16 protein-coding genes are annotated in these 12917 nt (G+C 64.4%); 11 read left to right on the top strand and 5 right to left on the bottom strand.

Going from position 1 to position 12917, the window contains the following annotated elements:
• The first annotated feature begins 6 nt into the window (after window positions 1-6).
• Complete coding sequence (cydB, locus tag E3C22_RS10030) at window positions 7-1008, top strand: cytochrome d ubiquinol oxidase subunit II (protein ID WP_134761901.1); 1002 nt, start codon at window positions 7-9, stop codon at window positions 1006-1008.
• Complete coding sequence (locus tag E3C22_RS10035) at window positions 1005-1145, top strand: DUF2474 domain-containing protein (RefSeq protein WP_134761902.1); 141 nt, start codon at window positions 1005-1007, stop codon at window positions 1143-1145. The genes cydB and E3C22_RS10035 overlap by 4 nt, the downstream gene beginning before the upstream one ends.
• A 724-nt stretch (window positions 1146-1869) precedes the next feature.
• Here E3C22_RS10035 and E3C22_RS10040 read toward each other — a convergent pair.
• Together E3C22_RS10040 and E3C22_RS10045 are read right to left on the bottom strand one after the other, a co-directional pair.
• Window positions 1870-2523, bottom strand: a complete 654-nt coding sequence (locus E3C22_RS10040; protein WP_134761903.1) for a DNA-3-methyladenine glycosylase I — start codon at window positions 2521-2523, stop codon at window positions 1870-1872.
• Window positions 2524-2581: 58 nt separating this feature from the next.
• A complete protein-coding gene (locus tag E3C22_RS10045; RefSeq protein WP_134761904.1) occupies window positions 2582-2776 on the bottom strand; it encodes a hypothetical protein in 195 nt (64 codons plus the stop codon).
• Window positions 2777-3239: 463 nt separating this feature from the next.
• On the opposite strand from E3C22_RS10045, the gene E3C22_RS10050 reads away from it, so the two are divergent.
• The 4 genes from E3C22_RS10050 (at window position 3240) to pth (ending at window position 6976) form a co-directional block, all read left to right on the top strand.
• Window positions 3240-3956, top strand: coding sequence for a L,D-transpeptidase (locus E3C22_RS10050; RefSeq protein ID WP_134761905.1), 717 nt, complete (start codon window positions 3240-3242; stop codon window positions 3954-3956).
• A gap of 241 nt (window positions 3957-4197) precedes the next feature.
• Complete coding sequence (locus tag E3C22_RS10055) at window positions 4198-4920, top strand: L,D-transpeptidase (protein WP_425364975.1); 723 nt, start codon at window positions 4198-4200, stop codon at window positions 4918-4920.
• A 246-nt stretch (window positions 4921-5166) separates the two neighbouring features.
• A complete protein-coding gene (locus E3C22_RS10060) occupies window positions 5167-5826 on the top strand; it encodes a 50S ribosomal protein L25/general stress protein Ctc (protein WP_134761906.1) in 660 nt (219 codons plus the stop codon).
• Between the two features lie 418 nt (window positions 5827-6244).
• Window positions 6245-6976, top strand: a complete 732-nt coding sequence (gene pth, locus E3C22_RS10065) for an aminoacyl-tRNA hydrolase (RefSeq protein ID WP_134761907.1) — start codon at window positions 6245-6247, stop codon at window positions 6974-6976.
• 37 nt (window positions 6977-7013) lie between these two features.
• On the opposite strand, the gene E3C22_RS10070 is transcribed toward pth, so the two are convergent.
• A complete protein-coding gene (locus E3C22_RS10070) occupies window positions 7014-7436 on the bottom strand; it encodes a hypothetical protein (protein ID WP_134761908.1) in 423 nt (140 codons plus the stop codon).
• Between the two features lie 179 nt (window positions 7437-7615).
• Here E3C22_RS10070 and ychF point away from each other — a divergent pair, with 179 nt between their 5' ends.
• A complete protein-coding gene (gene ychF, locus E3C22_RS10075; protein WP_134761909.1) occupies window positions 7616-8719 on the top strand; it encodes a redox-regulated ATPase YchF in 1104 nt (367 codons plus the stop codon).
• Window positions 8720-9048: 329 nt separating this feature from the next.
• Here ychF and E3C22_RS10080 read toward each other — a convergent pair whose 3' ends face one another.
• Window positions 9049-9543, bottom strand: a complete 495-nt coding sequence (locus tag E3C22_RS10080; RefSeq protein ID WP_134761910.1) for an OsmC family protein — start codon at window positions 9541-9543, stop codon at window positions 9049-9051.
• An 81-nt stretch (window positions 9544-9624) separates the two neighbouring features.
• Between E3C22_RS10080 and E3C22_RS10085 the strand changes: the two genes are divergently transcribed.
• Complete coding sequence (locus E3C22_RS10085; RefSeq protein WP_134761911.1) at window positions 9625-10275, top strand: hypothetical protein; 651 nt, start codon at window positions 9625-9627, stop codon at window positions 10273-10275.
• 9 nt (window positions 10276-10284) lie between these two features.
• Here E3C22_RS10085 and E3C22_RS10090 read toward each other — a convergent pair whose 3' ends face one another.
• Window positions 10285-11172 carry a 5'-nucleotidase, lipoprotein e(P4) family gene (locus E3C22_RS10090; protein WP_134761912.1) on the bottom strand — a complete coding sequence of 296 codons (888 nt, stop codon included), beginning with the start codon at window positions 11170-11172 and terminating at the stop codon, window positions 10285-10287.
• A gap of 269 nt (window positions 11173-11441) precedes the next feature.
• Here E3C22_RS10090 and E3C22_RS10095 point away from each other — a divergent pair, with 269 nt between their 5' ends.
• The 3 genes from E3C22_RS10095 to E3C22_RS10105 all read left to right on the top strand — a co-directional run bounded on the left by E3C22_RS10095 (window position 11442) and on the right by E3C22_RS10105 (window position 12901).
• On the top strand, window positions 11442-11897 hold the full coding sequence (locus E3C22_RS10095; protein ID WP_134761913.1) for a MaoC family dehydratase: 456 nt from the start codon (window positions 11442-11444) through the stop codon (window positions 11895-11897).
• Window positions 11894-12364 carry a MaoC family dehydratase gene (locus E3C22_RS10100; protein ID WP_134761914.1) on the top strand — a complete coding sequence of 157 codons (471 nt, stop codon included), beginning with the start codon at window positions 11894-11896 and terminating at the stop codon, window positions 12362-12364. Before E3C22_RS10095 ends, E3C22_RS10100 begins: the two co-directional genes overlap by 4 nt.
• Before the next feature lie 135 nt (window positions 12365-12499).
• Window positions 12500-12901 carry a hypothetical protein gene (locus tag E3C22_RS10105; RefSeq protein ID WP_134761915.1) on the top strand — a complete coding sequence of 134 codons (402 nt, stop codon included), beginning with the start codon at window positions 12500-12502 and terminating at the stop codon, window positions 12899-12901.
• Window positions 12902-12917 lie beyond the last annotated feature (16 nt).

The following is a 12917-nucleotide window of genomic DNA, read 5'->3' on the forward strand; positions in this document are numbered from 1 at the left end:
AGAGACATGGACCTGACCATCGTCTGGGCATTCCTGATCGCCTTCGCCGTCTTCGCCTATGTCGTTCTCGACGGTTTCGACCTCGGCACCGGCATCCTCTTCCCCTTTCTCGGCCGGCATGAGAGCCGCGACACCGCGATGAACTCGGTCGCGCCGATCTGGGACGGCAACGAGACCTGGCTGGTGCTCGGCGGCGGCGGGCTCTTCGCGGTCTTCCCGCTGGCCTATGCGATCATCATGCCGGCGCTCTACGCGCCGATCATCGCCATGCTTCTGGCGCTGATCTTCCGGGGCGTCGCCTTCGAATACCGCTTCAAGACGGTGCGCGGCCGCTGGCTGTGGGACGTGTCGTTCTTCATCGGCTCGCTCACCGCCGCCTTCTGCCAGGGAATTTCTCTCGGCGCCCTCGTCCAGGGCATCGACGTCGAGGGCCGCGCCTATGCCGGCGGCTGGTTCGACTGGCTGACGCCGTTCTCGCTGATGACCGGCGTCGCCGTCGTCGTCGGCTATGCGCTTCTCGGCTCGACCTGGCTGGTGATGAAGACCGAGGGCGAGGTTCACGACGTCGCGCGGCGTTACGCCTATTTCCTTGCCGCGGGCACGCTCGCCGCGATCGGCATCGTCAGCGCCTGGATGCCCTTCCAGCAGCCGGAATTCTATTCGCGCTGGTTCGCCAGCCTGCCGCAGTTCCTGACGGTCGCCTGGGTGCCGGTGCTTCTCGCCCTCTTCGCCGTCAGCCTGTTCCAGTCGCTGATCGCAGGCAGGCACCAGAGGCCGTTCTTTTCGGCGCTCGGCCTGTTCCTTCTCTGCTTCGTCGGGCTGGGCATCAATTTCTATCCGAACATCATCCCGCCGGACGTGACGATCTTCGACGCCGCAGCGCCCGAATCGAGCCAGACGTTCCTGCTCGTCGGCGCGGCCGTGCTGATCCCGCTGATCCTGATCTATACCGGCTTTGCCTACTGGATCTTCCGCGGCAAGGTGCGCGAAGGCGAGGGCTACCATTGACCCCGGAGGACGTCAGACGCGAGACCGACAAAAGCCCGCGCTGGCATCGCTGGCTCTGGTTCGTGCTGTTCTGGCTCGCCGGCGTCGGCATGGTCGGCGCCGTGGCGCTGACGCTGCGGCTTGTGCTGGTTGGGTGACCCCGACGCTTTGCAGGGACTCCCGAAGGGTTTGGGGTCTGTAACAGAATTGAGAATTCTGTTTCAGATGGATGCAGTGGTAGCTAACGGTCGAGTGGGCCCCTTTGAATTCGAAGGATGGATTCAATCTTCTGCATCGCTTGACGGAACACCAGAACAAGCGTTGTGGCTCCTAGGAAAATGCTGACAATTCCGACGTTTCCGGATTTAATTGTGGAACCGAAAAATTCGACTGAGGAGTCGCCGGTAGCGCCCAAATAAACTAGCCCAATACCTGCCGCTATGAAGCATACGGAGGCAATCAGAGCTCCCAGAACAATCAGGTAAAGTAATCCTTTGGCACTATGTAGGTGCTCTCCCACCGAAATGTACTCCTGTGATTTCGAAGAGAATTCTTTTGCGACAAGCCTAACTTCGTCATGATTTGAGCCACGAACATCTAGGCGGCCCCTTTCTAAAGTTAGGTAGCAAAACGAACATTTTCCCGGAGCCATCAGATCGAGAATGGGGGTCCCTCCGCGCTCGGAACAGCTTTCGCGGACAGGCGCTTCCTTATCGGGCATTCTAACTTGCCTCGCTACGAATGCGTATGGATCTTACATCGATTGTAGCAATTCTACCATGTCGTGGACGCGCTCCCTTTCTGAAACAGAATCATTGTATTCTGTTTCAAGTTCCGCGCGAGCCTCCCGCGGCGGGGCATGCATCCCCCTGCCGCAGCCCCTCACGCCTTCGCCGGCCGGCTAAACCCCGTGCGCTCGGCTTCGCAAACTTCCCGCACCGAGCAGCCCTCGATGTGGTCGTTGACGAAGCCCATGGACTGCATGAAGGCGTAGACCGTCGTCGGCCCGACGAAGCTGAAGCCGGCCTTCTTCAAAGCCTTGGAAAGGCGCGTCGAGGCAGCGCTCGCCGGCGTCGCCCGGACGAATTCCGCCGTCACCGCACTGGGCCGCTCGCCGGCGCCGGGCTCGAAGGACCAGAGGAAGGCGGCGAGCGAGCCGTGGGTCTCGCGGAGCGCCGCCGCGCGCCGAGCGTTGTTGATCGCCGAGACGATCTTGCCGCGATGGCGCACGATACCGGGATCGGCAAGCAGCCTCTCGATGTCCGTCTCGCCCATCTGCGCCACACGGTCGATCGAGAAACCGTCAAAGGCCTGCCGGAACGCCTCGCGCTTCCTGAGGATCGTCAGCCAGGACAGCCCGGCCTGAAAGCCTTCGAGGCAGAGCTTTTCGAACAGCCGATCGTCGTCGGCCGAAGGACGGCCCCACTCATCGTCGTGATAGCGGCGATAGAGCGGTTCGGCTCCGTGCCAGGCACAGCCGAGCGAGCCGTCGTCGCGGCGCAGGAGACCGTTGGAAATGGCGTGATCGTGATCCATCGCCGCCGGTCATGGCAGCCTGCGTGGCGCGAGGCAAGAGGTCGGCTATGCGCCTTGCTCAGGCGTCCTTGAGGCGACGCGACGAGCAGCGATAGCGCTTCAGCGACCAGTTCGGACGGCCGTTCATGTAGTTGGCGGCGACTGCCTGGCCGAACATGGCGCATTGCATGATCGATCCGTCGAAGGCGACGTCCTCGGCATGGCAGTTGGCAGGCTCGGAATTCAGGCACATCAGCAAGGTCAGGGCGATCATTCGTCGATTCCCGTTCTGAAAGCCGCCCTCCCCGCGGCGGGTTTGGTTCCGGTCCGGCAGGGCCGGACATTCACGCCATTGTCACCGACGCCGAGCGTCCTGGCGCTGCGCGGCGGTTCGACCGGTCCGTCTGGAAGGCTTACCGATGCCGTTCCAGTGGAAGGGTCAGAGCACTTGCACACCGATCGGATCGGTCATGCTGCACTGCACAATGCAGCATAAATGGGCGATCCCATCAATGCCCAACTTTTGCACGGCGCGCTTGTCCAGAGCTTTGGTCGCATTTCGGCAACGCTCGCCCCGGCGGGGCCGCAGATACCCTCCGTTAACCCTACGGAAGAGTTTCCAAACAGCCTTTCCTGCAAGGGCTTTGCGGTTAACCATTCGGTCGGGCTTTCGCGCGAGCCTCCTCGTCGAACGGCCGCGCTTTCATGCGGCCGATGGTCACATGAGGAGACTGAAGATGCTTCGACGGGCTGTTCTCGCCGCGCTCGCCCTGACGACGGGCCTTGCCGCTTCGACGGAGATGGCCGCGGCCCAGGATGCGCGCGCCTATCGCTCCGGCGTCCGCATCGCCTCCGGCATCGGCGGCCCGTGGATGGTGGAGTTCGCCTCGCCGAGCGGCGTCGTGCTCGCCGCCCGCACCCCCGACACCAACGGCCGGATGGCGGGCGCGGGCATCCCCGCCGATGCCGGGCGTGCGGTCCAGCCGGGCCGGACGCTCGATCCGAAGTTCCTGCCGCAGGATGTCGCCTATGACGGCAAGGAGCGTCCCGGGACGATCGTCATCGATTCGCGCAGCCACTTCCTCTACCTCGTCGGCGAGAACGGCACCGCCCGGCGCTACGGCGTCGGAACCGGTAAGGAGGGCTTCGGCTGGTCGGGGACCCATCACATTTCCCGCAAGGCCGAATGGCCGGGCTGGACGCCGCCCTCCCAGATGATCGCCCGCGAGAAGAAGAAGGGCCGCATCCTGCCCGCCCACATGGCCGGCGGACCGGCCAATCCGCTCGGCGCCCGGGCCATGTATCTCGGCTCGACGCTCTACCGCATCCACGGCACCAACCAGCCCTGGACCATTGGCCGGAACGTCTCCTCCGGCTGCATCCGGATGCGCAACGACGACGTGATGGACCTCTACGACCGCGTCCCGGTCGGCACCACGGTGAAGGTTCTCTGACCGCTCACACAAACGTTATTGCATCGAATCGCGTGAACTGGGATCGATCGCCGGCCTGACGCGTTCGAATGATGGCGAAAACGTGGTCAGACCATGGCGTAGCGCCGCTGCAGGCCGGCATGGCCTGCGGGTCGATCGAGAAGGTGTGCCCCGTCCGGGCCATGACGACCCGGATCTCGACAACGAAACGTCTGCCGAAAACGAGCGGGCGACTGGCTGGAGAAAGACATTGATGAAATCGTTGAAGACGCTCGTTCTGGGCGCGACGGCTGCTGGCATGGTCATGGCGCTCGCCACCGAAGCCTCGGCCGAGATGGTCCGCCGTTACAACTATGCGACCTTCTCCTGGGAGACGCTCGACGCCAGCGCGCCGTCCGTTCGCCGGTCAGTCCAGACGCGTCGCCCGGCGCCGCAGTTCATGCGCCGGGAAGTGCGCATCGACACCGACGAGAAGGCGGGCACGATCATCGTCGATTCCAGCCGCCGCTTCCTCTACTACGTCGAGGGCAACGGCATGGCGACCCGCTACGGCGTCGGCGTCGGCCGCGAGGGCTTCGGCTGGTCCGGCACCATGAAGGTCGGCCGCAAGGCCGAGTGGCCGGGCTGGACGCCGCCGGCGACGATGGTGGCGCGCGAGCGCGCCAAGGGCAAGGAGCTCCCGGCCTATATGGAAGGCGGCCCCGGCAATCCGCTCGGCGCCCGGGCGATGTATCTCTTCAACCGCGGCGGCCACGATTCGATGTTCCGCATCCATGGCACCAACCAACCCTGGACGATCGGCCAGATGATGTCGTCGGGCTGCATCCGGATGATGAACGAGGACGTCGAGCACCTTTACTCCCGCGTTCCGGTCGGCTCGAAGGTGGTCGTCATCGGCCCCGACGGCCGCGGCGCCAAGAACGTCTATGCCGAGCTCGGCGAGGCCCGTTCGCCGAACGTGCTCGAGGCGCTGTTCGGCGGCTGATCACTCTGACGGTGACGTGGCGCCCGCCTCCCCGACAAAAGGGGACGGCGGGCGCTGCCGTATCGTCGAAGCGGCGTCGTCCGCCGGTCTTGTTCGCGACGGGACCTTGCGCTATAGGCACATGCGTCCGCGCGGACACCCTTGGAGGCAGCGCGGAGTGAAGCGGTCCCCGGCCGGGGCGCCGCTTTTCGTCGTTTCGGGCATGGGGCCCGGCTCGACCCCTCGATAACAAAAGGACGTAACGCCATGCACCAGACCTTCACGGTCAAGGCCGAGGCGCGCGACAAGGTCGGCAAGGGGGCCGCCAGATATCTGCGCCGCAACAACATGATCCCCGCCGTCATCTATGGCGGCAAGGAAGAGCCGCTGCCGATTGCGCTGCCCTACAAGGAGACCTTCCTGGCGCTCCACGCCGGCGGCTTCATGACCTCGATCGCGACGATCGAGCTGGACGGCAAAGAGATCAAGGTCCTGCCGAAGGACTACCAGCTCGAGCCGATCCGCGACTTCCTGATGCATGTCGATTTCCTGCGCGTGTCTGAATCGACGCGCGTGACGGTCGAGATCCCCGTGCATTTCGAGAACGAGGAGAAGTCTCCGGGCCTGAAGCGCGGCGGCACGCTGAACGTCGTGCGCCATGAGGTCGAGGTCCATGCTCCGGCTGGCTCGATCCCGGAATTTTTCGCCGTCGACCTCAGCGGCCTCGAGATCAACGACTCGGTCCATGCTTCGGCTCTGACGCTGCCGAAGGGGGTCGATCTGACGATCACCGATCGCGACTTCACCATCGCCACCATCGCCACGCCGGCGGCGCTGCGTTCGGAGGGCGACGAAGAGGAAGAGACCGAGGTCACCGAGCAGAAGGCTCAGACCGTCGAGGGCGAGACCGAGGCCGGCGAGGAGTAAGCCTCCGGGTCCTGCACATCATGCAACGGCCGGGCATTGTCCGGCCGTTTTCGTTTGGGGCGCATTCTGCGGGCGACAGCGACGTCAACAGTCTCGATGCCAGCGTCAAGGCTTCGTCATCCCGGGCTTGACCCGGGATCCATTCCAGATCGCCGACGCCGCCAAGCCGTTGGACGTCTGGCAGGTCGTATTTTCTGCACTGCAGGGGCGGTTTCAGGGTAGAGGAATGGATCCCGGCTCGGGGGCCGGGATGACGAACCTTCACCGTATTCGCCTCTCCTCCGTCCTGATGCGTCGGTAGCCAATCCTGATACAAAGAGCGATGCCAGCCAGGCCCTTCGCGTGATTTCGGAGGGGAGCTGCACAGGGCGTCGTTATTGACCGAGACGAAATTCGACAAATCCCAGGGAGTGTCCCGATGCTTCTGATCGCAGGTCTCGGCAATCCGGGGCAGAAATATGCCGGCAACCGCCACAATATCGGCTTCATGGCGGTCGACGAGATCGCCCGGCAGGCGAATTTCCCGGGCTTTTCGAAGAAGTTTTCCGCCGAGATCAGCGAAGGCGTCATCGGCGGCGTGAAGGTCCTGCTCTTAAAGCCGCAGACCTTCATGAACGACTCCGGCCGCTCGGTCGGCGAAGCCGTCCGTTTCTACAAGCTCGATTCGAAGGACGTCGTCGTCATCCATGACGAGCTGGATCTCGCGCCGGCCAGGATGCGGGTGAAGACCGGCGGCGGCCATGGCGGCCATAACGGGCTGAAGTCGATCGACGCCCATCTCGGCACGAAGGACTATCGGCGCGTGCGCCTCGGCATCGGCCATCCGGGCTCGAAGGAAGCCGTGACGCCGCATGTCCTCGGCGATTTCGCCAAGGTCGACCGGGAGTGGCTGGAACCCTTCCTCGACGCCATCGCGCGCAACGTCGACAGTCTCGTCAAAGGCGAGGACGCGCTGTTCATGAACAGGGTGAGCCTTGCCACCGGCGGCCGCGAGGAGCCCGCCGGCGCCAAAGGCTCAGGCGCATCAAAGCCTTCCCCGAAAGGGCAGAGCCACATTCGGCAGGCCCGCTCGCCAAAACCCTCCGTCAAGCTGCCGGAAAAGGGCCCGATGGCTGACATGCTGAAGCGGATGTTCGGCGGCAAGGACTAGATCACGGGACCCGCTAGCGAACCGGCCCGGCAAGACCTCAGTTCGGCGCTCGGACGGTCCAGGTCCGGTCGATGCCCGGGTCGCGCCAGGCGACGGTGGTGTCCACCATGATCTTGCGATCGCCGAAGGTGACATTGCGCGGATTTTCCCCGCCGATATCGGCCGAACCATCGAAGCGGTAGCCGCCGCCCTCCCGCCGGAACAGTGCTGCCTCCAGGACGACACCCTCCCCCGGTTTCTGATAACGGCCGTGCTGCGGCTTTTCGTAGTAGTAGAACGCGACGGCATCGGCCGCGCCATCTCCCGAATAGTCCCCGTAGAAGATGCAGGTCCGGCGCTCGCTCCCCATCTGGGACAGCCAGTGCTGCTTGATGAAGCTGGCGGCCGGGCCGGCATCCTCGCAGGCGGCCAGAGCCGGCGTGCCGAAAATCACAAGCATGAAGAGAATGAGAAGGCGCATGGCAATGGTCCTTTCTCGGTTCGGCGGTCCTGAACGGGACGCCGCGGCGTAACTCTAGCATGCCGGCGCCCGAGCCGGAACACCGATGCTGTTGACCCCTCGCCCGTTCGGCTGCAAACAGCGCGTCAAGATCAGGCTGCACACGCGGCCGGAACACATCTTTTCCGAAGGACGACCCCATGGGTTTCAGATGCGGGATCGTCGGCCTGCCGAATGTCGGCAAGTCGACGCTGTTCAACGCCCTCACCAAGACGGCAGCGGCTGCCGCCGCCAACTATCCGTTCTGCACCATCGAGCCGAACACCGGCGACGTGCCGGTGCCGGACCCGCGGCTGAAGGCGATCGCCGGCATCGCCAAGTCGGCCAACATCCTGCCGACGCGGATCACCTTCGTCGACATTGCCGGCCTCGTGCGCGGGGCGTCGAAGGGCGAAGGCCTCGGCAACCAGTTCCTCGCCAATATCCGCGAGGTCGACGCCATCGTCCATGTGCTGCGTTGCTTCGAGGACGACGACATCACCCATGTCGAGGGCCGGATCGACCCGGTCGCCGATGCCGAGACGGTCGAGACCGAGCTGATGCTGTCGGATCTCGAAAGCCTCGAGCGGCGCGTGGTCGGCACCCGCAAGAAGGCGACCGGCAAGGACAAGGAGGCGATCGCCGTCCTGCCCGTCATGGAAAAGGCGCTGGCGGTACTGAACGAGGGCAAGCCGGTGCGGGTGCTCTTGCCCGAGCTCGACCCGGAAGACCTCAGGATCCTGAAGAACCTCAACCTCCTGACCTCGAAACCCGTCCTTTACGTCTGCAACGTCGCGGAGGACGACGCGGCCGCCGGCAACGAACATTCCCAGGCGGTCGCGAAAATGGCCGAGGCGCAGGGCGCCAGCACGGTGATCATCTCCGCTGCCATCGAGGCGGAGATCGCCCAGCTGCCCGAGGAAGAGGTCGGCGATTATCTCGAAGCCATGGGGCTTCACGAGCCCGGCCTCGACCGCCTGATCCGCGCCGGCTACGAGCTCCTCGACCTGATCACCTATTTCACCGCCGGGCCGAAGGAGACCCGCGCCTGGACGATCGACAAGGGCACCAAGGCGCCACAGGCCGCCGGCGTCATCCACACCGACTTCGAAAAGGGCTTCATCCGCGCGCAGACCATCGCCTATGACGACTTCGTCGCCCTCGGCGGCGAGACCGGCGCCAAGGAGGCCGGCAAATCCCGCGACGAGGGCAAGGAATATGTCGTTTCGGACGGCGACATCATGAACTTCAAGTTCAACGTCTGAGGCTTCGCCGCGATGGATTGCCGCGCGTCCGACGGGACGCGCTGAAGATGCTCTCACGCGTCGAGCGGGAGCATCGAAGTATTCGATTTTCGGGCCGATGCCGTAGCGACCGCACAGCATGTTCCAGCAACCCCATCGAACATGGATCGATTGTCGCCGACGAGGAATGAACCGCGTATCAGTCCCCTCATCCTGAGGTGCGAGCGCAGCGAGCCTCGAAGGGCGAGGGGCTTCGCGCGACCGCAGACGAGCCTGTCAGCGCCCGAAACCGTTCATGCAACCCGCCCTCGCCCTTCGAGGCTCGCCGGTTCGGTGAACCGGCTCGCGCCTCAGGATGAGGGCGACTGCGGCGCAGCGACCACGATCTCGGCCTCGCACGCCACATCGAAATTCACCGAACGGGCGATGAAGCATCTGGCATGGGCATCATGGTGGAGCGCCTGCGCCTTGGCGGCGTCGCTCTTTGCCCATATGGTCACCCGCGGCCGGAGAACGACCCGCTCGAAGGCCCCGCCGCCGTCCTCGCTCTCCCGCATCTCGCCCTCTGCGGCATCCTCATAGGCCATGACGACGACGCCCGCTTCCGCGGCAAGATGCAGGTACCAGAGCTGGTGGCAGGCCGAGAGGGAGGCGATCAGCATCTCTTCCGGGTTCCAGCGGGCGACATCGCCACGAAAGGCCGGGTCGGCCGAGGCTTCGATCGCCGGCTTGCCGGGCACGGACAGGCGATGATCGCGCGAGTAACTGCGATAGCTTGCCGTCCCCTCGCCGCGATTGCCGGTCCATTCGAGCCTCACCGAATAGCGGTGGATCCTGCCGGCCATGCTGCCCTCCCTTTTCGACGAACCTGGCTCGCGACCTGCCCTTGATGGAACCATCCCGGCAGTGACGCCGGTAACCCTGTCTTGACGGCGATGGCGCCGGTGCTTGCACAAGCCGATGAGGCAATGCTTAGTGCCGGCATGATTTTGCCACAATCACGGCAGCCACTACGCCGCCACGCCAATCGTCCCTCGTTCCGCCCCGCTCTCGGGCTGATGCTGGCGTTGGCGACGATTCCGGTCTCGTCCGCACTCGCGCAGACGCAGGGTCCGGCGCAGTCGCAATCGCAGGCTCAGGCCAAATTGGAAGACCGCCTGTCGCCCGATGCAGACCCTGCACCAGCGACCACGGTGGCGACTCCCGACAACGAAGCCTCGCTGCAGATTTCGGCGCCGGAAGCACCGACGCGGCTCACGCTCGTCCTTGCGCCCGCCGCCATCGAGCCCGGCGAACAGGTCTTCATCGATGTCTACCTCATGGCCGTCGATGCGAACGGACAGCCGCCCTCACCCGCCGATACCGCCCAGCTTTCCGCGGCCGACGCCAGCCGGCTTGCCGGCACCCTCGCCTTCACCGAGGCGAACGAGGTGGGCGAGGAAGAGTATTTCGTCGTCAACGTGCCGCCCGGCATGCGCTTTCCGGACGGCGCCGCGGTCGTCACCATCAGGCTGACGGACGGCGCCGCCGTGCAAGGCTCTGCCGTCGAGCTCCGGTCGGCCACCCTTCTCAGATAGATGCTCCGGTCACTGGCCGCTGGTCGGCGTCCAGGGCTGCAGCGCCTTCACCTTCATCTTGCGCTTCTCGTCATTCGAAAGCTTGAAGTCGTCGCCATAGGCCGAGGATTCCCACGAGCCGTAGGTCGGGTTGGCCAGCATGAACCAGTCCTTGCCGAAATGGTCCTTCATCTTGTCGAAGGCCGCCTCGCGCTCGTCGATCGAGCCTTCCGCCTCGCTGGTGAAGTCGTTGAAATTGTCGCCGAACAGCGCGACCACCCGGTAGTCCTTGGCGACGAAGTCGCGGCGGGTCTTCTTGTCGGAAGTCCAGTCGGGTTTTTCGTCGCGCATCAGGAAGGTGTCGACATTGCCGCCCATCGGATAGCCGAGCGCCTTCATGTTGGCTTTCGTCGCCTCTTCCTGGCCGGCCTTGCGATTGGTGACGTAGAAGATCTTCACGCCCTTCTCGTCGGCATATTTCAGATAGTCGAGCGAGCCGGGCACGGCCTTGGCCTTTTCGGCCTTGGTCCACTCGTCCCAGGTCTTCGAGGAATAGTCGCTGTTGGTGGTGACGAGGCCCGATTCATAGGCCGAGTTGTCGATCACCGTCTCGTCGAGGTCGAGGATGACCGCCGGTGGCAGGTCGCCGGCATCGCTCTGGTCCATCGCGCTGGCGGTCTTGTCGGCCAGTTCCTCGTCCAAGCGGATCTTGCCGAGAGCGAAGACCGCCATGGAATTGGCCTTGTATTCCACCGAGCGCTGCATCCACAGCGTCGCATTGAGAAGATCGTTCGCGCCGGTCATCGCCGCCTCGGGCTTGGCCGTCGCGTCCTCGGCGAGCACCGGCGCGGCCAGCACGACGGCGAGGACGAGGCCGCCCCCCGCGAGACATTCGGACAGGGAGGCGTGCTTGAACATCGAAGGCTCCTTGCGGGGGATGACGGTCAAATCCTGAGGTCCTGCTGCAATGATATGAAGTCGCAACTTTCACTGGAACAGTTTCGCCGCGAAAAGGCTCCCGGCCGAAACAGGTTTCCCTCCTCAAAGTCTGTTGATGGCTTCTCATGCCGCAGTGCGGCGAATATGCTGGCGCGTGGTCTTTCGGCTCCGGCATTGGCTGTGCGGTCGCCACGCGCGATCCGACATGTCGCAATCGGACCACCTTTTTAACGACAGGAACTCTCCCTTTGCGGACCTATGAAGATTTCACCGCCGGGCTGGAGATCCCGCTCGGCCCTTATGTCGCCGATCGCGACGACATGATCGCCTTTGCCCGGGAGTTCGACCCCCAGCCCTTCCATCTCGACGACGCGGCCGGCGGCGCCAACGAGCTCGTCGGCTCGCTGACGGCTTCGGGATGGCACAGCTGCGCCATGCTGATGCGGATGATGGCCGACGGCTTCATCAACGATTCCAGCTCGCAGGGCTCGCCCGGCGTCGATTTCGTCAACTGGAAGGCGCCGGTGCGTCCCGGCGATACGATCACCGGCAGGGTCCGGGTGCTGTCGCGCCGGCTGTCGGGCAAGCGCCCCACCCTCGGCATCGCCAAGATCGGCGCGACGCTCGAGAATCAGGACGGCGTCACCGTGCTCGAGACCGAATACACGCTGCTGCTTCTGACCCGGGAAGGCGTCGCCGCATGAGCTTCTGGGACAGTTTCGTCATCGGCGAGCCGATCGTTCTCGGCTCGCACCGCTTCACCGCCGAGGAAATCGTCCGCTTTGCGGAAAAATACGATCCCCAGCCGTTCCATTTGGACGCCGAGGCGGCGAAGGCCTCGGTTCTCGGCGGGCTTTGCGCCTCCGGCTGGCACACGGCCGCCGCCTGCATGCGGCTGAATGTCGAATATCGCTACGCCAGGCTGCGCGAATGGGTCGAGGCCGGCAATCCGACACCGCGCATCGGCCCCTCGCCCGGCTTCAAGAACATGCGCTGGCGAAAGCCGGTCTATGCCGGCGACACGGTGACCTTCACCCAGACCGTCACCGGCAAGCGCGTCTCGGAAAAACGGCCCGGCTGGGGGGTTCTCAGCTTCAACACGAGCGGGAAGGACCAGGACGGCGTCGAGGTCTTCTCCTTCGACGGCGTGGTTTTCCAGGGAACCGACTGACTCGAAACAGACTCGAAACACAACCCGAAATCGCAACGAAACGCGCCGGCGTTATTGCAACGTCGGCCGAACGGTTCCGTAGGCGAACTTGCCCGGAAGACCCGTTGGTTTCGGCTGTCTTCGAGATCCAGACCCATGCGCAACATCGACAAGATCTATGTCGCCAGCGGATTCGGCTGGCTGATCTTCTCCGCCGGGTTCGGCACGTGGCTCGGCGCGAGCGGCCACTTCAACTTCGCCGAATCCCATGCCCATATCGGCCTGCTCGGCTTCGTCGCCTCGCTGCTCTTCGGCCTCGTCCATCGCTGCTGGCCGGAGCTGCGGCAGCGGCTGCTCTCGACCATCCAGTTCGCCGTCTACGAGATCGGCACGATCGTGCTCCTCGCCGGCAAGATCATGGTGGACGCGACCGGCACGCCCAACCTGCTTCTGATGATCGGCGCGCCGATCGTCATCGTCGGCGTGCTCCTGTTTCTCTGGCTGTTCCTCGCTTCCCCCGAGCAAAAGAGGACGCCGGAGCTGGTGCCTGCGGAATAATCCCCCGAAGTCCCCG

Origin of the sequence: Jiella endophytica, assembly GCF_004519335.1 — a bacterium.
In the GTDB taxonomy this organism is placed as follows: domain Bacteria; phylum Pseudomonadota; class Alphaproteobacteria; order Rhizobiales; family Rhizobiaceae; genus Jiella; species Jiella endophytica.